General features: G+C 42.4%; 17 protein-coding genes. 9 read left to right on the top strand and 8 right to left on the bottom strand.

Annotated features, from left to right (window positions below; genetic code table 11):
• Nucleotides 1-52: 52 nt before the first annotated feature.
• On the bottom strand, nucleotides 53-913 hold the full coding sequence (locus G500_RS24915) for a transporter (protein ID WP_051203362.1): 861 nt from the start codon (nucleotides 911-913) through the stop codon (nucleotides 53-55).
• Between the two features lie 268 nt (nucleotides 914-1,181).
• Here G500_RS24915 and G500_RS24920 point away from each other — a divergent pair, with 268 nt between their 5' ends.
• The 5 genes from G500_RS24920 (at nucleotide 1,182) to G500_RS0107385 (ending at nucleotide 7,622) form a co-directional block, all read left to right on the top strand.
• A complete protein-coding gene (locus G500_RS24920; RefSeq protein WP_086047849.1) occupies nucleotides 1,182-2,873 on the top strand; it encodes an adenylate/guanylate cyclase domain-containing protein in 1,692 nt (563 codons plus the stop codon).
• A gap of 240 nt (nucleotides 2,874-3,113) precedes the next feature.
• Nucleotides 3,114-5,738 (top strand): AAA family ATPase, encoded by a 2,625-nt coding sequence (locus G500_RS0107370; protein WP_027002106.1) that lies wholly within the window; start codon nucleotides 3,114-3,116, stop codon nucleotides 5,736-5,738.
• A gap of 316 nt (nucleotides 5,739-6,054) precedes the next feature.
• A complete protein-coding gene (locus tag G500_RS22745) occupies nucleotides 6,055-6,642 on the top strand; it encodes an RNA polymerase sigma factor (RefSeq protein WP_035756631.1) in 588 nt (195 codons plus the stop codon).
• Between the two features lie 10 nt (nucleotides 6,643-6,652).
• Nucleotides 6,653-7,102, top strand: coding sequence for a hypothetical protein (locus tag G500_RS0107380; protein ID WP_154657063.1), 450 nt, complete (start codon nucleotides 6,653-6,655; stop codon nucleotides 7,100-7,102).
• Between the two features lie 19 nt (nucleotides 7,103-7,121).
• On the top strand, nucleotides 7,122-7,622 hold the full coding sequence (locus G500_RS0107385; RefSeq protein WP_027002108.1) for a hypothetical protein: 501 nt from the start codon (nucleotides 7,122-7,124) through the stop codon (nucleotides 7,620-7,622).
• 60 nt (nucleotides 7,623-7,682) lie between these two features.
• On the opposite strand, the gene G500_RS22750 is transcribed toward G500_RS0107385, so the two are convergent.
• The 3 genes from G500_RS22750 to pyrE all read right to left on the bottom strand — a co-directional run bounded on the left by G500_RS22750 (nucleotide 7,683) and on the right by pyrE (nucleotide 12,471).
• Nucleotides 7,683-9,230 carry a hypothetical protein gene (locus tag G500_RS22750; protein ID WP_051203364.1) on the bottom strand — a complete coding sequence of 516 codons (1,548 nt, stop codon included), beginning with the start codon at nucleotides 9,228-9,230 and terminating at the stop codon, nucleotides 7,683-7,685.
• A 2-nt stretch (nucleotides 9,231-9,232) separates the two neighbouring features.
• Nucleotides 9,233-11,650 (bottom strand): hypothetical protein, encoded by a 2,418-nt coding sequence (locus G500_RS0107395; protein WP_027002109.1) that lies wholly within the window; start codon nucleotides 11,648-11,650, stop codon nucleotides 9,233-9,235.
• A 191-nt stretch (nucleotides 11,651-11,841) separates the two neighbouring features.
• Complete coding sequence (pyrE, locus tag G500_RS0107400) at nucleotides 11,842-12,471, bottom strand: orotate phosphoribosyltransferase (RefSeq protein ID WP_027002110.1); 630 nt, start codon at nucleotides 12,469-12,471, stop codon at nucleotides 11,842-11,844.
• Nucleotides 12,472-12,649: 178 nt separating this feature from the next.
• Here pyrE and G500_RS0107405 point away from each other — a divergent pair, with 178 nt between their 5' ends.
• From G500_RS0107405 to purN, 4 genes are all read left to right on the top strand, one after another.
• A complete protein-coding gene (locus tag G500_RS0107405) occupies nucleotides 12,650-13,849 on the top strand; it encodes an AIR synthase related protein (RefSeq protein WP_027002111.1) in 1,200 nt (399 codons plus the stop codon).
• Nucleotides 13,850-13,858: 9 nt separating this feature from the next.
• Nucleotides 13,859-14,620, top strand: coding sequence for a TIGR02757 family protein (locus tag G500_RS0107410; protein ID WP_027002112.1), 762 nt, complete (start codon nucleotides 13,859-13,861; stop codon nucleotides 14,618-14,620).
• A gap of 421 nt (nucleotides 14,621-15,041) precedes the next feature.
• Nucleotides 15,042-15,848: a TerC family protein gene (locus G500_RS0107420; protein ID WP_086047850.1), complete on the top strand. Its 807-nt coding sequence runs from the start codon at nucleotides 15,042-15,044 to the stop codon at nucleotides 15,846-15,848.
• Between the two features lie 107 nt (nucleotides 15,849-15,955).
• Complete coding sequence (gene purN / locus G500_RS0107425) at nucleotides 15,956-16,546, top strand: phosphoribosylglycinamide formyltransferase (RefSeq protein ID WP_027002114.1); 591 nt, start codon at nucleotides 15,956-15,958, stop codon at nucleotides 16,544-16,546.
• A 55-nt stretch (nucleotides 16,547-16,601) separates the two neighbouring features.
• Here purN and G500_RS0107430 read toward each other — a convergent pair whose 3' ends face one another.
• From G500_RS0107430 to G500_RS22760, 4 genes are all read right to left on the bottom strand, one after another.
• Nucleotides 16,602-17,087: a nuclear transport factor 2 family protein gene (locus tag G500_RS0107430; RefSeq protein WP_027002115.1), complete on the bottom strand. Its 486-nt coding sequence runs from the start codon at nucleotides 17,085-17,087 to the stop codon at nucleotides 16,602-16,604.
• A gap of 55 nt (nucleotides 17,088-17,142) precedes the next feature.
• Nucleotides 17,143-17,820 (bottom strand): class I SAM-dependent methyltransferase, encoded by a 678-nt coding sequence (locus G500_RS0107435; RefSeq protein WP_027002116.1) that lies wholly within the window; start codon nucleotides 17,818-17,820, stop codon nucleotides 17,143-17,145.
• A 17-nt stretch (nucleotides 17,821-17,837) separates the two neighbouring features.
• Nucleotides 17,838-18,812 carry a glycosyltransferase family 2 protein gene (locus tag G500_RS22755; RefSeq protein WP_051203365.1) on the bottom strand — a complete coding sequence of 325 codons (975 nt, stop codon included), beginning with the start codon at nucleotides 18,810-18,812 and terminating at the stop codon, nucleotides 17,838-17,840.
• A gap of 444 nt (nucleotides 18,813-19,256) precedes the next feature.
• On the bottom strand, nucleotides 19,257-19,541 hold a 285-nt coding region (locus tag G500_RS22760), incomplete at its 5' end, for a transposase (protein WP_154657064.1).

The raw sequence follows: 19,541 nt of genomic DNA on the forward strand, positions 1-19,541 counted from the left end.
GGTGACACAAACAACGGCGAAGGGACACAAACAACGGCGAAAGATTGAAAACTTATTTCTTTTTTCCTTGTAAATAAAAAGAAAAACCTACATTGAAAAACCAATCGGGTGCGAATCCGACAAGCCCATATCCAAAGGAAGCGTCCGTTTGAAATTGCTGTTTGAAAAGATAGGTCAAGCCTGCATCTATGCCATGTTGGGCTTGCTCTCTTTCAGGAATTGTACCAAAAACCTCTACAAAAGCAGACAGATTTCCGACCACAGCCGTCCCTACGCCCAAGGTATAGGCTGCACTTGTTTGAGGTGCGCCTCCGCTATCAACTCCAAAGTTTGCGCCAAGGTTATAGAAAAGTGCTACTTTGTTACTCAAATTATTTTGAAACAAGAATCGGAAGGAAGGACTAATAAAACCTGCATCAAAGGCTTCGACAGCCGTTTGTGGAAACTGCAAAGACCCCAAAAAGGCGGTTTGTGGTAAGATGCCCTTCTCTTCGAAGAGTGTGGCTTTAAATCCCAAAGTGGTTGCACCCGAACCCTGACTAATACTTTGACTATTGCGCAGGCGATAGCTGAAGCGATTGTAGTCCCACCCTAAGCGCAATTCTACCCTTTCAGACAAACCAACGCGAAAGGAAAGGTTAGGCGAAGTGCTAAAAGCATAGGTAGCGTCGCCATCTTTTAAGACCTGTCGGAAATAGCCCATTTCGGCAATAAGGACATTTTTGGGGGCAGTGTAGGCAGAAAAACTCACGCTGGGGCGGTCGGTAGCAAGGGTGTAAGGTTTCGAGTGGCTTGTTTTGGCGGAAAGCGAGTCGGTATTAGGCGCGTCTTGGGCTTGGGCAAATCCGACATTCAGACCCAAAAGCGCAAGGCACAAATAGCCCTTTTTAAAACAAGAGAAAGACCATTTCATTTTTAAAACGATTTAAAATAAGCATTAAAATAGTAAGGGCAGAGCAAGAAAGGGCGTGTAGTATTTTGGAAAATTCAGACAAAAATAGAGAAAATAAGTGTTGGTAGGGCGGCAATCGCTTTTTTTCGAGGGTAGAAAATCCGTAGTGGCTGCTTTTTGTAGCTTAGGATTTGAAAAAAATCGACGAGTAGGGCGGTAAAGGCTACAAAAAATTTGCTTTTTTTAGAGAAAAAGACTACCTTTCAAACTTCAAAAAAATCGTTTTGCAATGCCTTCAAACCGTCTGTTGATGCTCACTTCTTGTTGCGGCTCTGCTCGCTTTTTTATGACGCTGCTGCTATTTTTTTGCCTTTTGGTAGGTCAATCACATAGCCTTTCAGCGCAACCAGATGCTAAGGAATTAGAGAAATACACCAAAGCCAAAGCGCGTGGCGATGAGAAAAATGCTGCCAAAGCTGCCTTTGAAATTGGAAAAAAAGCGCGTAGCAAAAAGGACTACAAAACTGCCGAAACCTATTACCAAAACGCTATCCGTTCAGGCTTGGTGGCGGAAAATTATCGCCTTGTGGCACAGGCTTATAGCGATTTGGGCGGAATTGCCAATTCTCAAAATCAGGGCAAAACTGCCTTAGACTACTACCAGAAGGCTGCCGACCTCTATTTTACCAAACTCAACGACAAGAGTGCCTACGGAGAAGAGAAATTTCGCGCAGGGTTGGTCTTTAAAGGCATGCGAAGCTACACCAAAGCGATAGAATTTTTCAAGCAAGCCAGCAATTTAGCCGCCGAATCGGGCAATGCAGCCCTCACACAGCGAGCTACCGAGCAGCTTTCCTTAGTGTATCGCGAATTGGGCGACACCCAACGCGCCAACATGTACCAAGAACTCTACGCCAAACTTTTGAAACCTGCCGAAAAAGTAACGGTTTTGGAAAAAGAAGCCACTGCCTTAGCCAATTTAGGCGACTCTTTGAGCCTCACGCGCCAAGAATTGGACATGCAACGCCAAAAGATGGAGGATTTGGAGGAAGAAAAACGCCGCAAATCGAAGGAAATCATGGAGCTTGTTAGTGCCAACGAAGCCAAAACGGATTCGCTGCTCAAAGCCAGTCAGGAATTAGAAGCCACTTTGGAGGCGCAAAAAATCAAAGACCAGCGCAATTTATTTGTCTTGATTGCAGGGATTGTGTTTGTGGTCTTGGTTTCGATTTCTTTTGTTGTGGTCTTGAACGCCTATCGTGCCAAAAATAAGGCAAATCAGATTTTGGCACAAAAAAATGAGGAGATAGAATCGCAAAAGGCGATTATAGAGGAGGAAAAGGAAAAGTCTGAAAAGCTACTTTTGAATATCCTACCCAAAGAAACGGCAACCGAATTGATGGAAAAAGGCTATGCTACGCCCCGTCAGTACGACATGGTTACGGTCTTATTTACCGACTTCAAGGGCTTTACCAATATTGCCGAACAGCTCACGCCTGCCGAAATTATCAAGGATTTGGACGACTGTTTTTTTGCCTTTGATGAAATTTGTGAAAAGTATAATCTTGAAAAAATCAAAACCATTGGTGATGCCTACATGTGTGCCGCAGGGCTGCCACTACCCAATACGACCAATCCGCGTGATGCCGTCTTAGCAGGCTTGGAAATGCAAGCCTTTATGGAGCAGTGGAAGGAAAAGAAAGTAGCACAAGGCAGGCACTACTTCGAGCTTCGCTTGGGGATTCACACAGGGGCAGTAGTGGCAGGCGTAGTGGGCAAGAAGAAATTTGCCTACGACATCTGGGGTGATGCCGTCAATACGGCTGCACGCATGGAGAGCAGTGGCGAAGTAGGAAGGGTCAATATTTCAGGGGCAACCTACCAATACATCAAAGATGAATTTTTCTGTTCGTATCGCGGAAAAGTTCCTGCCAAAAACAAAGGAGAAGTAGATATGTATTTTGTCATCTCAAAATATTAGAGGCGCACCTACTGCCCCAGTGATGTTAAATTCTAAAAATTAGACTCAAATGTAGGGACAAGGCATTGACTTGTCCTATGCCCCAAACCCTAAGGGTCTTGAAGACCCTTAGGGTTTAAGTCCAAATTTCATTTCGTATCAAATTTGAAAAGGCAAGACCTTTCATAGCCCTTACGCCACCTATTTGCGCAATAGTGCCTATCCTATTCCGATTCTATATCCTTTTTATGCGTCTTTTTTATGATTTTTAGAAATAAAAAAAATACCGAAAAACCCTACAAGTTTAAAGATTTACGCACTTATGCCTCTACCGAATGGTTGGCAGATGGGCAGAAAAAGTATCGCTCTGTGTATGAGGCGATGGAAACCTCCTTTATCTATGCCGAGCTTACCTTTCACAACAAACTCTTTGATTACGAGGAATGGCAGGCAAATATCGAGCTACGCTGCTATCACATCAAGGAAAAGGAAGGGCGCGTCCTGATTTGCAACATCGATGTCAAACAGACCATTGCACCCGAAGCCGACACCGTCTATGTGCGCGAAGGTTGGGGAGGGGCAGAAGCGGGTTCATTTTGGAAAAAAGGCGATTATATTTGGGAAGCCTACATCGAGGGCGAACTGGTCGGCTCACGCTTTTTTTATGTAGAAGCCGCAGGCAGCGTAACAGAAGACTTCAATCCCTATTTTGAGATAGATTCTATCCGTCTTTACGAAGGCTCAAATCAGGGGAAACCCGTCGGCGAGCGCGTCTATTACACCCATTTCCACCACGTAGATACGCGCTACATTTGGGTAGAATTTAATTTCAACAATCACCATGACGACGATTGGTTTTGCGAACTTACCTTCAATTTTTACAATGAAGCCCGTCAGCTAAAAGGCAAAACCATAGAATTGCGGCGTATTTTGAAAGATGAGGCGAGCATTTCATTTTCCACAGGCTGGGGTTCAGATGCGCGTGCTTCGTGGTTTAAAGGCTTTTATACCGTCGAGATTGTCTTTATGGACAAACTTATCGCCACCTTGCCTTTTGAAGTAGCCACCAAATATTTTATCGGTACAAATCCCTACTATGAGCAAAATTTATTTAAAGAAAGGCTCACACACAGCACTCCACAAACCGAAGACGATTTTACCCTCGAAGATTCCTTGCAGGAGCTAAACCGTTTGGTAGGATTGCGCGAAATCAAAAGGAAGATTCAGGACTATACCTATTATATGAATTTCACAAAATTGCGCAAAGAACGCGGTTTTGAAGAAAAAAAGCCATTAAACCTACATGCCGTCTTCAAAGGCAACCCCGGAACGGGCAAGACCACAGTGGCGCACCTTTTGGGTAGGATTTACAAAAAGATGGGTTTTCTTTCTGACGGAAAAGTATATGAAGTGGGGCGCGTAGAATTGGTAGGACAATATATCGGACAAACCGCACCCAAAGTGAAGGAGGTCATAGAAAAGGCGCGTGGCGGCGTTCTTTTTATAGACGAAGCCTATGCCCTGATTCGCAACAATGACGATAGCAAAGACTACGGACACGAAGTCCTCGAAATTTTAGTCAAAGAGATGTCGGACGGCGAAGGAAACTTGGTAATTGTCATGGCAGGCTATACCGCCCAAATGGAGGTGCTGCTCGAATCGAATCCGGGTCTCAAATCGCGTATCGGACTAAGCTTAGAATTTGACGATTATAGCCCCCAAGAGCTACTCAAAATTGCCTACTTAGCCGCCGAAGACTACGAACTGACCCTGACAGACGAGGCGTTTCACGTTTTTGCAAAAAAACTCACCGAAACCTTCCGCAAACGCGATAAGACCTTTGGAAACGGACGGTTGGTTTATATGATGATGGAAAAAGCCAAAATCAATATGGCAATTCGTCTAATGGTTGAAGGAAATGCCGAAAATTTAGACAAAGAGAGCCTACGTTTGGTGCAGGTAGCCGATATTCTCAAATTGGAAGAAGGCAGAAAACCGCGTCAGGTAGAAGAAATAGACACAGACGAAGAAGCCCTACAAGAAGCCCTCGAAGAGCTTAATGGGCTAATTGGCTTGAAAGAAGTCAAGTTGCGTGTGCGTGAGTTGGTAGATTTGGTTCGTTTTTACAAGCAAACGGGGCGTAACATTACGCACCAATTTTCGCTGCACAGCATTTTCAAAGGCAACCCCGGAACAGGCAAGACGACAGTAGCGCGACTGCTTGCACAAATCTACAAAGCCTTAGGCATTTTAGAAAGGGGGCATTTGATAGAAACCGACAGGCAGGGTTTGGTGGCGGGCTACGTAGGGCAGACCGCCATCAAGACGCGCGAAAGGATAGAAGAAGCCATGGGCGGCGTTCTTTTTGTAGATGAAGCCTACGCCCTTCATTCTGCCAATAGCTACCACGATTTTGGGCATGAAGCCGTCGAGACCCTTTTGAAAAAAATGGAAGACCGCAGAGGCGATTTTATCGTGATTGCGGCAGGCTACCCACGCAATATGGACGATTTTCTCAACATGAACCCCGGTTTGAAGTCGCGCTTCGACCGCATCTTTCACTTCGAAGACTTTACCACCGAAGAGCTACTCGAAATTGCCTTAGCCGCCTTTGGCAAGGAAAATCTCAAATTAGAGCCAGCGGCACAGGCATTTTTAGAAGCCGAAATTCGAGAATTGCACCGAAAACGCGACCTCTATTTTGGCAATGCGCGTACCATTCGCAAAATGGTCAGGGAAGCCATCAGGCAGCAGCACCTCCGCATTGCACAAATAAGTGCCGAAGCGCGAACCCCTTATCTATTGCAAACCATTCTTTTAGAAGACCTAAAAGCCGTACCGCAATCGGAAAAGGAGGAACAAAGGCGCAGCAGTGTAGGTTTTTAGCGCAAGTCCTTTGTCTGACAAAGGCTTGTACCTAAACCTGCATTTTCGTAGGGACAACTCACGTTGTCCCAGCTATGCGCGAATGAACCAACCATAATTTTTCAATTTTGCTCTGCGGACAAGGCAGTGCCTTGTCCCTACATTCGAGCCTAATTTTTAGAATTTAGCATCACGGGGCTTGTTTTTTTTATTTTGGGCTATCCGTACTTTTTAGCTTTTGATTTTTTAGCTTTTGTGCAAAAAAAGAAAAAAGCCTATTAAACCTTTGTTTGTTACTTGGTTCTAAGGCTTAGTTTTGCACCTCAATTCGCCGCCCATGGTTGATGCCCAAATTTTGGAACAATTTAAAGAGCCAGCTTCGCGTGCCGCCGCTTTTCGCACTTTGGTAGAAACCTACCAAACGCGCCTTTACGCGCATCTGCGAAGGATTTTGGGCAATCACGACGATACAGATGATGTTTTGCAAGAAACTTTTATCAAAGTTTGGCGCAATTTGGCACAATTTGAAGGCAAATCAAGCCTTTATACTTGGCTCTATCGCATTGCTACCCACGAGGCACTTCGCTTTTTGGCACAACAAAAGAAAAAGCGTTTTTGGTTTTCTTTTCAAAGTCAGCAAAAGCAGGCTCTTAGTTTTGAGAACGCCTCCTTTTTTGCCCTTTCGCAGGGGCAGGCGCAAAGTTTGGTCTTAGATGAGGCGCGAATTGGGCAGATGTTGGCAGATGCCATCGCGACCCTACCAGAAAAGCAGCGGATTGTCTTTCTGATGCGCTATTACGACGAAACGCCCTACGAGGAAATGTCGCAAATCCTCGATACCTCTGTGGGCGCACTCAAAGCCTCCTATCATCAGGCTGCCAAAAAAATTACGCGATTTGTGTCTATTGATTTGGAAAATCTATAAAAAAATTGATATGAAAAAAAAGAAAATACAAATTCCGATAGAAACGCCCGATGGTTATTTTGAAGCGTTGCCCGATTTGATTTTGGCGCGTGTAAAAGAGCTACCCCAAGCGGAAAAAACAGAAGGCGAGGGCGTGCTTTTAAAAAATAAAACCTTCAAAATCAAGACCTTATGGACTTTGGCAGGTGCAGTCGCTGCCACGTTGCTTCTCTTTCTAAGCCTCTGGACATTGCGCCCCACTCCGCCTGCCACTCAAAATAGTTTTGCCTTAGAAGCACATTTGGCAGAAATTCCAACAGAGGCGATTGCACAATATTTGGCGCAAGACGAGGAACTTACTGCCCTTGAAGTTGGCGTTTATTTTCCCGAAGAAACCCAACTTTACCCAAGCAGCCAACTAAGCAAAGATTTAAACAATAGCGAAACCATTGAGCTATTGTTGGAAGAAGACGATTATTAACATCTTAATACAAAACGACATGAAAACATACACTTTCAACACTTCTTTTATCCTTTCAAAAGGGATTCTTGTATCGCTTTTCTTTTTTTTAGCCTACTTCGCCCCACTGCAAGCGCAAGAGGAAGATGATGATTTTGCGCCGCAGGGCGAAATAGACGAGCGGATTCGCGCCTTGCAAGTAGGCATGCTCACACAGGAAATGGAACTGACCGCCGCCCAAGCAGAAAAGTTTTTCCCACTCCACCAAACCTATCAAAAGGAAAAGATGGAACTCAAAAAGAGCATCAAAGGCTTACACAAGCAGGTCATGCGAGAAACAGACGAGGCAAAAGCCGATGAACTCATGCAAAAAACGTTTCTTTTGAAAGAAAAAGAATTAGAGTTAGAAAAGAAATATTATCAACAATTTAAAAAGGTCATTACCGTCCGACAGATTGCAAAAATGCACCGCGCAGAGCGCAAGCTCAAAAGGCTATTGCTCGAACGCATGTCTGAACACAAGGGCGGACACAGACCTTAGAATATGTTACAATTTAAGCTATTCTCTTTGTTTTAAATATTTATCTATCACCTCTAACCTTTATCTTTTCAAAAAACCATATTCATAAATTTTAGGCTCAATCTTTTGCGCTAATAAGTTTAGTTTTTCCTTTAAATCAGAAAGCAAGTTAGTGTAAATAGCATCTTCACTTCGCGATTGCATGCGACCTTGCAAGTTTTTACCCTGAAAATGCAACTTTATATCGTAAAAAGAAGCATTGGGGTCGGCTTGCGGTTGTGCATGATAGTATTGCCAAAGTGCTTTGCCTGCTGCAAAAACGGCTTGCGAGGCAACTGAAAAATCGAGTGGCGTAGTTCTGTTTTTTTCACTTTCTAATAAATTTCCGTTGCCTTCTATTTTTAATTTTCCTTTGATAAAATCTGTCATAAAATTACTTTTAAATTTAGTACGTGCATTTACTTCCGACTCCGTAAAAGGTATCCAATAATTGATGCCTCCTCTTACACTGATGCGATTCTGCCCATGAAAAAGGGCAAAAGTGAGGCAATCATTTTGGAAAAGTTCATCTTTTTCCCATTTTTTGTTAGGAAAAAGAAACTGGTCGCGGTCGTTAAGCCAAGTTGCGGGAAGACAATGGCGAACGGCGAGGTAGATGCTCATTTTCATTACGTTATATTTATTTATTAAAAACTTAGTCATACTACTTTCACCCGAACTCTCGATAAAAACCATACTCTGGTGCTGAAAATCATGTCCTCGATAGTGCAAGTAGCCAATGCTACCATTGGTCTTGCTTTGAAATTCGCTTATCCAAGTGTTAATATAATTTTCTTCTTCGTAAGAACAAAGCATTTTTTCACCTATTATTGTAGCTTTTCTGTCATAAATAGTTGCGGCAATATGACTAAAACGCTCTCTTTTTGCAGTGTTCCAGATTTTAAAACCAATCGGAAACTTGCCTTTTACATTGTCGAAGGTTTGAGAATGGACGATAAAACACTTTTCTAACTTTGCAAGAAAATGACTTCTAAAATTAGAAAAGTTGGGAGCTTGCAACACTTTGAGCTTTGAGAACTCTGCAATAATGCAGTCTGGAATTTCCTCATAAATTCTTATTAAAAACTGTGCAAAAAGTTCAAAAGATGATTTTTTTAAGACTTCTTGATATTTTATTTGTGTTTTTGTTTGGCTTAAATCTTCTTTGTAGGATTTTTTAAGAAGATTTGACTTGCTTGTATGCTCCGCATACGGCGGATTGATATAAATAATTAACTTTTTCCGCTTTTCGGGTTCTTCTATGATGTCGCGCAAACCTTCTGGTAGTTTTTTGAAATCATCATTTAAAAAATCAAATTGAAAAACTTGGTCTTCCAATAAATTTGCTCCATTTTTGATGCGGTCGTGCATGACATCTACATCTTGCTTGTCCAAAGTAGATGCCCAAATGTGGTACTTATTAGTCAAACCTGTTAACAAATTGCCCGTCCCTGCCGCACAATCCCACACAAAATACTCGTCCTGCCAATCCTGACCAAAAGCAGCAGCCAAATAGTGTTGCGAAGTTTCTACCCAAATTTGGGGGGTATAAAATGCACCTTTGCGTTCTTTTTCTATTCTATTTTCCATTTTTATCTTTTCAAAAAACCATATTCATAAATTTTAGGCTCAATATTTTGCGCTAATAAGTTTAGTTTTTCCTTTAAATCAGAAAGCAAGTTGGTGTAAATAGCATCTTCACTTCGCGATTGCATGCGACCTTGCAAGTTTTTACCCTGAAAATGTAACTTTATATCGTAAAAAGAAGCATTGGGGTCGGCTTGCGGTTGTGCATGATAGTATTGCCAAAGTGCTTTGCCTGCTGCAAAAACGGCTTGCGAGGCAACTGAAAAATCGAGTGGCGTAGTTCTGTTTTTTTCACTTTCTAATAAATTTCCGTTGCCTTCTATTTTTAATTTTCCTTTGATAAAATCTGTCATAAAATTACTTTTAAATTTGGTACGTGCATTTACTTCTGATTCCGTAAAAGGTATCCAATAATTGATGCCTCCTTTTACGCTGATGCGATTCTGCCCATGAAAAAGGGCAAAAGTGAGGCAATCATTTTGGAAAAGTTCATCTTTTTCCCATTTTTTGTTAGGAAAAAGAAACTGGTCGCGGTCGTTAAGCCAAGTTGCGGGAAGGCAATGGCGAACGGCGAGGTAGATGCTCATTTTCATTACGTTATTGGGCGTAATTTTAGTGGTGCGCGACTCTTTCAAATCGCTCTCTTTGGGCTGATTCGTAAAAAATACGCCTGTATTTGCTTGAAAATCGGGACCGACAAAACGCAAATAACCAATAATTTGCTGATTGCTATAATATTGACGCAACCAATCATTGATAACCTTTCCTTTTTTTACTGCGACAAAGGTCTTTTGCCCCTCCGTTTTGCCTGTATTATCAAAAACATCACACTTAACTTTTGTAATTTCTTTTTTCTGACTTAAATCCCAAATTAAAAAACCAATAGGAAAATTACCTTTTACATTATCAAAAGAATTTGCCCTACAAATAAATCCTGCTTTGTAACCTGCCTGAAAATAAGTGCGAAACTTAGAAAAATTAGAAGCCGTAACGTATTTGAGTTTGCTAAAAGCCGCCAACTTCGCATCAGGAATTTCTTGATACACACGCGCAAAGAACTGTGAAAATAGCTCATTTACTGCAAAACTTATGGTATCTTTAAATTGTGTATAAGTCTTTGTAGCACTTACTCCCTCTTTATTTTTGCCATATTTCGCCGCCTCCGCATACGGCGGATTGATATAAATAATTAACTTTTTGCGCTTTTCGGGGTCTTCTATGATGTCGCGCAAACCCTCTGGTAGTTTTTTGAAATCATCATTTAAGAAATCAAATTGAAAAACTTGGTCTTCCAATAAATTTGCCCCATTTTTGATGCGGTCGTGCATGACATCTACATCTTGCTTATCCAAAGTAGATGCCCAAATGTGATATTTATTAGTCAAACCTGTTAATAAATTGCCTGTCCCTGCCGCACAATCCCACACAAAATACTCGTCCTGCCAATCCTGACCAAAAGCAGCAGCCAAATAGTGTTGCGAAGTTTCTACCCAAATTTGGGGGGTAAAAAAACTGCCCTTGCGCTCACGCACATCTTGTGGCACAAGCAAATCTCTACGCTCGACGATATAATCCCAATACTCCTTCTGCGGCGGACGCTCGTATTTGTTCCAAAATTGCGTGTGTGCCTTTTGCTTGTCAGCAAAAAAAGTACGTGTTAGGTCGAACATGCCCATTTCATTGAGCTTGCGGGCTAATTCGTAATGGTCTTTTTGTAAGACAACATAGAGTTTTTCTTTTAAAGTTTGATTTTCTTTGGAAAGCAAATCCGCAAGATAGAAATCGCCATCGATAATTCCATTTTTTTTGGCAATGTCCCAATTAACGGCAATGGTAGGCTTGACAGTTTGCAGCCATTTCGTATAAATAACTAAAAAGTTGTTTTTATCAATTTGTACTTTCGTAAAACTATTTTCGCCAATAACAAAGTTGTGTTTGATAAAATGACGCAATTCCTCATCTTCTTTTTCAAATGAAAAAAGGAGGGCATTTTTATCGATAACTTCTTTTACTTTTTCAAAAATTTGTTTAAATTCTTTTGTTTCATAGTTGGAAGGCGCGACGTTCCAATTAAAATCGTTCTGATAAAAAACGTCCTGAATGTGGCTATAAGGAATGAAAGCTATCTTTTCAGCATCAAACGCACCCAAAAAAGAGGCAGGCAAAAAGGCATCAAAAGTTCGTGCCTTTCCAATGGTCAGGACTAACTGTGTGATAGATTTATAGAGGTCGGAAGTACCCTTTTTGGCTTCCGCCCAAAGAAAAGAGGGCAGGTCTTCGGGCAAAAGTCCAAGCTGAGGGGAGCGAGGCAGACCTACGCAAAAATCGATATTGCCGATAATGCGAGCGCAATCGTAGGCAGCAAAATAATCTTGCCCTACTCTGATTTTGAGTTCTTCTTCTCTTAGGTTGGCGTATTTCATAGAAAGTGATTTTGCAGCGAACTTACTTTGCAAATTTACAAAATATTAAGCAAAAAGCCTATCAAAAACAAACAACAGAGATATTTAACGGCTCTATGTTGACGTTGTGTTCAGACGCGCGAAGCTGGAACTTCGCACTACCCAACTTTGGGGCAAAGTTCCAACTTGGCGTTTTTTAGGGTCGGAAAGCCTTACTTCCACTTTTCGGGCGCATTGCGCCATTCTTGCAGCGTGGCTAATTCCTCCTCCTGAATGTACTCTTTTCTAAGGGCTTCGGTGAGCAAAGCCGTATAATTGGAAAGGGTATAGAAAGGGACGTTTGCCGCTTCGAAGGCTTCTTTGGCAAGGGGAAAACCATAGCTAAAAATGGCAATCATACCCAAGACCTCGACTCCTTCGCTGCGCAAAACCTCGAGGGCAGCAAGCGAACTTTTGCCTGTGGAAATCAAATCTTCTAAGACGACTACTTTTTGTCCCTTTTCGTATTTGCCCTCAATTTGGCTCTTTGTGCCATGCGATTTAGGGGCAGGGCGAACATAAAGCAAAGGCAATTCGAGGGCATCTGCTACTAAGGCTGCCTGCGGAATCCCTGCTGTCGCAACCCCTGCCACTGCTTGGGCTTGTGCAAAATGCGTCTGCAAGAGTGCTACCAGTGCTTCTTTGATTTGGGTGCGAAGGGTAGGATAAGAAAGCGTAAGGCGGTTGTCGCAATAAATGGGTGAAAGCCAGCCCGAAGCCCATTTGAAAGGCTCTTGTGGGCTTAACTTGACTGCGCCAATTTCGAGGAGGGCAGCCGCAATTTCTCTTTCGGTAGTAGTCATGATAGAATCAAAGTTTAGATAGAAAGGGCATTTTTTCGCGACAAAGATACGCTAAAAAATTCCTACTGTTGGTTCTTTTCCTATCTTTGCCCCCTGAAAGCCGCTTAGGGCAGGCAGAGAAAAATGCTCTGCTTTTTTGCATCTCGTTATCTTGATGTTATCTTGAACTTATCCGACTATGAGCCAACGCTACGACCAAAGAGGCGTTTCTGCCGATAAAACCGACGTACATAACGCCCTAAAAGGCATCGATAAGGGTCTTTTCCCCGACGCTTTTTGCAAAATTATCCCCGACATCTTGGCAAACGACCCCGCCTACTGCAACATCATGCATGCCGATGGCGCAGGCACGAAATCCTCGCTGGCGTATTTGTATTGGAAAGAAACAGGCGACCTCTCGGTCTGGAAAGGCATTGCGCAAGATGCTATCGTGATGAATTTAGACGACCTTATTTGTGTAGGCGCAACGGACAACCTGCTTATTTCTTCTACCATTGGGCGCAATAAAAACTTGGTTTCGGGGGAAGTCATTGCCGCCATTATTCAGGGTACGGAAGAGATTTTAGCCGACTTGCGTCAGGAAGGTATCGGCATTTATAGCACAGGAGGCGAAACGGCAGATGTAGGCGATTTGGTGCGAACCATTATCGTAGATAGCACCGTTACGGCGCGTTTGGAGCGCAGCAAAGTAGTTACGACTTCGAATATCAAAGCAGGTGATGTAGTGGTAGGATTTGCTTCTTTTGGAAAGGCAAGTTATGAAAAAGAGTACAATTCGGGTATGGGTAGCAATGGGCTTACCTCTGCACGCCATGACGTTTTCAATCGCTACTTAGCCGAAAAATATCCCGAAAGTTACGACCCTGCTGTGCCTTCCTACCTCATCTATGCAGGCAGCCGAAAACTTACACAAGTGTATGAAAAAATGGCAGTGTATGGCGATAGTAGCATAGACCCTAAAATGGACATAGGCAAACTTGTCCTTTCGCCCACACGCACCTACGCGCCCCTGATGAAGGCTATCCTTGCCGAACACCGCCCTGCTATCCATGCCGCTATTCATTGTTCGGGTGGCGCACAGACCAAAATTCTGCACTTTTTAAAACAGTATAAAGTGGTGAAAGACAATCTCTTTGCGCCGCCGCCACTTTTCCGCCTGATTCAAGAAGAAAGTCAAACGGCGTGGCAGGAAATGTACAAAGTCTTTAATATGGGACACCGCTTAGAAATTTATACCGACCCCAAAACGGCAGAGGCTCTGATACAAATTGCGAAAAGTTTTCAAATCGAGGCTCAAATTATTGGCAGGGTAGAAGAAAATCCTACCCCCGAAGTAGAAATTAGGTCTGAATTTGGTAATTTTTCATACACAAAATAGCAATTTGGCGTGTCTTTTCCTTCTTTACACGAAATTTTAGAACAAAACTACCAAAAGGCGGCTACCCCCGACTTCATTCCCAACGACCCCATTTTGCTTGCCCACCGTTTTTCTAAAAAACAGGACATCGAAATTGCGGCTCTCTTTTCTGCAACTTTGGCTTGGGGGCTTCGCAAGACCATTATCGCCAAATGTAGCCTGCTTTTCGAGCGCATGGACAATCGCCCACACGATTTTGTACTCCACTACCAAAGCAATGATTTGAAACCCTTAGTAGGCTTTAAACATCGCACCTTTCAGGATACCGACCTTTTCTATTTTTTAGATTTTTTACAAAGATTCTATCAAAAAAATGATTCTTTGGAAAATCTTTTTGCCGTTGCGCCTTCGGAAAAGACGATAGAAAAGGGCTTGATACGCTTTCATCAGACCTTCTTTGCGGCAGAATACGCGCCCTTGCGTACCCGAAAACACGTGGCTTCGCCTGCTAAAAAATCGGCGTGCAAAAGACTTAGCATGTTTTTAAGGTGGCTGGTGCGAAAAGATGCCGTAGATTTGGGCATTTGGAAAAACATTCAGCCACGCCAACTAACTGTTCCCTTAGACGTGCATGTGAGCCGCACAGCACGCCATTTAGGGCTGCTCCAACGCCCAAAAGACGATTGGCAGGCAGTTTTAGAACTTACAGAATCGCTCCGTCATTTTGACCCTGACGACCCTATTCGCTATGATTTGGCTCTCTTTTCGATGGGCTTGTCGCAAAATAGGTAGCGAGGTTTGTGGCAAACAAAGTTAAATGCTATGAAAAATCTTGTGTTTTCGAATTTGAAGCAAAATAAAATTTGGTTTTGACACCCTTTCTTTGGGGGAGGGCAGGGTGGGGTTCATTCCTTTTTTGTTTCAATCTTACTGCGGAAAAGGCAGTACCTTGTCCCTACGTTTGAACTTGACTATTAAAATTTAACCTCAATGGAGCTTCTTGGGGGATAGGTTGTAAAAAAATGGATAAAATCTCGCCGCTTTTTGGCTTTATTTCTGCAAATGCTTAGATTTGGGTTGAAATAGCGGAAAAAGGCACAGTGGAAAAAGCTACCTTTCCAACTCTGCCCCTGACAAGCCTATTTAAAAAAGCCCTCTAAACTTAAAAAAACGACTACTTTTTACACACCTCTAACCCTTTTCAAACGCTTCTATGGAAGATATTTCGTATCTACTCACCAGTGCAGGCTTGATGAGCCTTCTTGTCTTAGCCCTTTTAGAAATTGTCTTAGGCATCGACAACGTCATTTTTATCAGCATCATAGCCGATAAACTTCCCAAAAAAGACCAAGGCACTGCACGAAATTTGGGTTTAGCCTTAGCCCTTGTAGTGCGTGTAGGCTTGCTTTTTGGCATCACTTGGCTTACGGGGCTTACCGAACCACTTTTTGATATACACGAATTTTTTAATGGTTTGGGCTTAGATTGGAAAATTTCGAAGACTTCGGGCGAAATTTCGGGTAAAGACCTTATCCTGCTTATCGGTGGTCTGTTTCTTATCGGAAAAACAACCACTGAAATTCACGCCAAAATGGAACTCACCGAAGAGGAAGAAGCCCCAAAAGGAAAAGCCAACGCCCTTTTTTCTGCTATCGTACAAATTGTATTGATAGACATTGTGTTTTCCTTCGACTCTATCCTCACTGCCGTCGGCATTGCCAAAAATGTCTATGTGATGATTGTTGCCGTTGTGATTTCTATGGGTGTGATGATGCTTTTTGCCAAAAATATCAGCGATTTTATCAATGCGCACCCTACGCTTAAAATGTTGGCACTCTCTTTCTTGATTATGATAGGCTTTATGTTGGTCATCGAAAGTTTTGATGTGCATGTGGAAAAAGGCTATATCTATTTTGCGATGGCGTTTGCCTTTGTCGTCGAGCTGCTCAATATGCGCCTACGAAAAGGCTCTCAAAAGAAAAGCCGCGATATTATTCCAAATTTAAACAACGAAAAATAACCTTATTTGCAAAGGCAGATGCTAAAAACCAAAGTTTGTTTCTGGCATCTGCTTTTCTTATTTCACGTTCTTAGTTTCCCCTTTAATCGCATACAAGTCGTTTCAAGATGTTTCCAAAAGCCAAAATCGCTCTCTTTGCCTCTGGTTCAGGCAGCAATGCCCTCAAAATCATAGAACATTTACAAAAAGAAGCGAATTTTATTTTATTCTGCAACAAAGCCCAAGCTCCTGTTATTGAGAAATGCCTCGCCTTGGGCATAGAAACAGTGGTCTTTAATAGAAACGACTTTTATCAGACGCAGGTAGTAGAAAAATATTTAGCTGCACGCCAAATAGATTTGATTGTCTTGGCAGGTTTTCTTTGGCTTTTGCCGCCCACTTTGATAGCGCAATACCCCAAAAGAATCATCAACATTCACCCTTCTCTTTTGCCCCAATATGGCGGCAAAGGCATGTATGGCGCACACGTGCATCAAGCCGTTTTCGAGGCAGCGGAAGCCCAAACAGGTATTACGATTCATTTTGTAAATGAAAAGTATGATGAAGGTGAAATTATTTTGCAGAAAAGCGTGAGCCTATCTTATCCCCCTGATACGCCCGAAACAATCGCCCGCAAGGTGCAAATTTTGGAGCATCAATATTTTCCCCAAGTAGTGGCACAATGGATAAGTGAAAATTTCACAAAAGACGTAGAATAAAGGCAGGCTTTTTTTATGAGGCTTGTTTTATGATGCTTGTTGTTTGTCATCAAATTTAGCTCTTATTTTTTCGGTATAAATCTAAGGCTAACCTTGCATTTTTTCGAATTTTGTTTTGCACAAAAGGTGTCCAGCCTAATATTTTACCTGAAAAACCCAATGCCATGCCTGCCCAATGCCAGAGATTGAAGTCGTCGGTGTGGCGTAAGATTTTGCCTTCTACCACCTGAAAACGCGCGTTGATGATGTTATGCACCTTGCGCCCTGTCTTGGTGAAGGTATAAATAGCCTCCCAATGGGCAATGACTTCTACGCCATTGTCCCATTCCCCAACTTCTTTAATTCCTGAAAAGTTCATTTCCATATCTTTTCCTCTGCTAATGAGCATGCGCCACATATCGCGTGCCTCCTCGCCTTTGAGGTTGTGAAATGCGGGGTCATTAAAGACCACTTCGTCGTGATAGAGGGCTGCCATCTTTTCGGCATCTTTATTTTGGAAGGCAGTATAAAAATCGGTAACAATTTGAGTGGGCAGTTTCATGTTTTTTAAGGGTTTGGAAAAAAGTTATTATTTTTTGTATAAAAACGATAGGGCATTATATTTTTTCAAGTTTGAAAAGATACTGAAAAGTAACATATTCCCTAAGCCAAGGCAAATGTTTGAAAAAAGGTAAGACAAACTTATCCCATTTAGTCGGCTTTTTTTCAAAAAGGCGAAAATTTCGACTTAAAAGTTCATAACGCGCCCCAAGCGGTGCAAGCGAAGGCAAGTTTTTACGCATGAAATAGCGCAGGTGTGAATCGTCGAAAATGCCGCGCTCACGTGCAGGTAGTTTTTGATTCAAAAGGTGATAGAAAATTTCCCAATGCGCCAAATTGGGAAGCGAAATAAGGATAGCTCCGCCCTTTTCTAAGGCTTCAAACAAAATACTGACCACCTTCTTTGGGTTTTTCAGATGCTCTAATACATCAGCACAAACAATGACCTCAAACTTTTTACCTGCTAAGAGTTGTAAAAGAGCCTTTTCGTCGTCTAAATCTATTTCAAAGGCGGCATCAAGTACCAAAGTTGCCTGCTCGATGGCGGCAGGATTGTAGTCCCAACCTTCCACCCACGCTTGGGGGTGCTGCTCTTTCCAAACCTGCCCCAACGCGCCCCGATTGCAGCCGACATCTAACAAGCGCAGGGGGGTAGTGGGTAGTGCCTTCAACTGTGCTAAGATGTCGCCTCGAACCTGTTGATAGGCAAGCGGATTTTTTTTCTGCTCCTGCATGGCTTTCTTTTAAAATATTAGATAAAATTTCTGTTTTTTTGTTTGCAAATAGCCCGATTTTGTAAAATTTGCCTTCTATTTTTCCAAACTTCTTTGAAAGCCTGCCAATCTGTTTTTTGGGCAATGCCATCTTTTTGTTTTCGGAAAAGTAGCCACCTTTTGAGTAGATAAGAAAAAGATTTGCAGATAAGCCACGACCAAGAAAGGTTGATATTTTTCAAATAGGTCAGATGCTCTGCCATATTGCGCCGAAGTGTGCGCTGATAAAGAGCCTCTTGCGTCGGTGCGCTCGCCTGCGGCGGCTTGTAACGCGCATGATGAATGTGGGCAGCAGGCACAAAGCCCATTTGAAAGCCATGAAAAATCCTACGCTGGTTCAAATCATTATCTTCTCCATACAAGAAAAAAAGTGGGTCAAAACCGCCTACCTGCTCCAAAAAGGCACGCGAAAGCAACCACGCAGCGGCATTGCTTATCGGTATGGTATAATTTTTTGTATGTTTTTTTGCCAAAAGTTCGTCTGTATCCAAGCGCAAACCAGCTTCCTTTCCCAAATGCAAGGCATGGTTAGGGTCTAAATTTGTTCCTTCGCGATTGAGGTGCAGGGGCGATACAATACCCCAATCGGGATTTGCAAGTGCCAGTGGCAATAATTTGGAAATGGTATCTGCTTGCAACCAAGCATCTTGATTGAGCAAAAAGGCGAAATCGTATTGATTATCAAGGGCATAGCTAAGTCCTGCGTTGTTGGCTATGCCAAAGCCTACATTTTTTTCCGATAGGATTAGTTTGTATATTTGTTCTTTTTTTTGATGCAAAAAAAGCGTTTCATACGTTTTTAGTATCTCGATGGAAGCGTCAGAAGAAGCATTATCCCAGACAAAAACATCAAGCGGATAATCACTTTTTAAAACACTATCCAAACAAGGCACTAACACCGCTTCGCCATTATAGACGACTATGACCACCAAAACCTTTTGTACTTTTTGCATAAAAAACTATCCTTATTTTCTACTTTTGGCGTTGTTACAACGATAAAAGCCTTAAATGCACCCCACCCCAAACCCCGCCCCCATAGGGCGGGGCTTTGATTCTGAATCATTTTTTTTGCATAAATGCAAAAAAAATGATTTGGTTTTCGAACCCTCCCCTATGGGGGGAGGGCAGGGTGCAGTGATGTTAAATTCTAAAAAACAGGTTCAAATGTAGGGACAAGGCATTGCCTTGTCCGAAGTGAGATTGAAATAAAAAAGGGCTTTCAGACCTAAAAAAGGGTTCTGCCCAAATTTTATTTTGTGTCAAATTTGACAAAACAAGGCTTTTTACAGAACTTAACATTACTGCATAGGGCGGGGCTTTGATTCTGAATCATTTTTTTTGCATAAATGCAAAAAAAATGGTTTGGTTTTCGAACCCTCCCCTATGGGGCAGTAATGTTAAGTTCTACTCATAGTTAGGATATTTTGAAAATGAGAACAGAATAAAATTTGGCTGTGTGTGATTGTTTGTTTGTAATACTTTGTCATCAGGTTAATGACAATGGTATTCAAAATCGCTCTATTGACAGCGTGATTAGGTTGTTTGACTCTGTTTTTATCTTGTTTAAAGATAACATCTTTATTCTTATGCGCCTTATTTTCAATATCCCAATGTTTTCTGATGCCCAAGTTGAAAGCGTGCGCGGAAAATTGCGCCTCTTCCAACTTTGCACTTGAAACATA

Source organism: Hugenholtzia roseola DSM 9546, from assembly GCF_000422585.1.
Classification (GTDB): domain Bacteria; phylum Bacteroidota; class Bacteroidia; order Cytophagales; family Bernardetiaceae; genus Hugenholtzia; species Hugenholtzia roseola.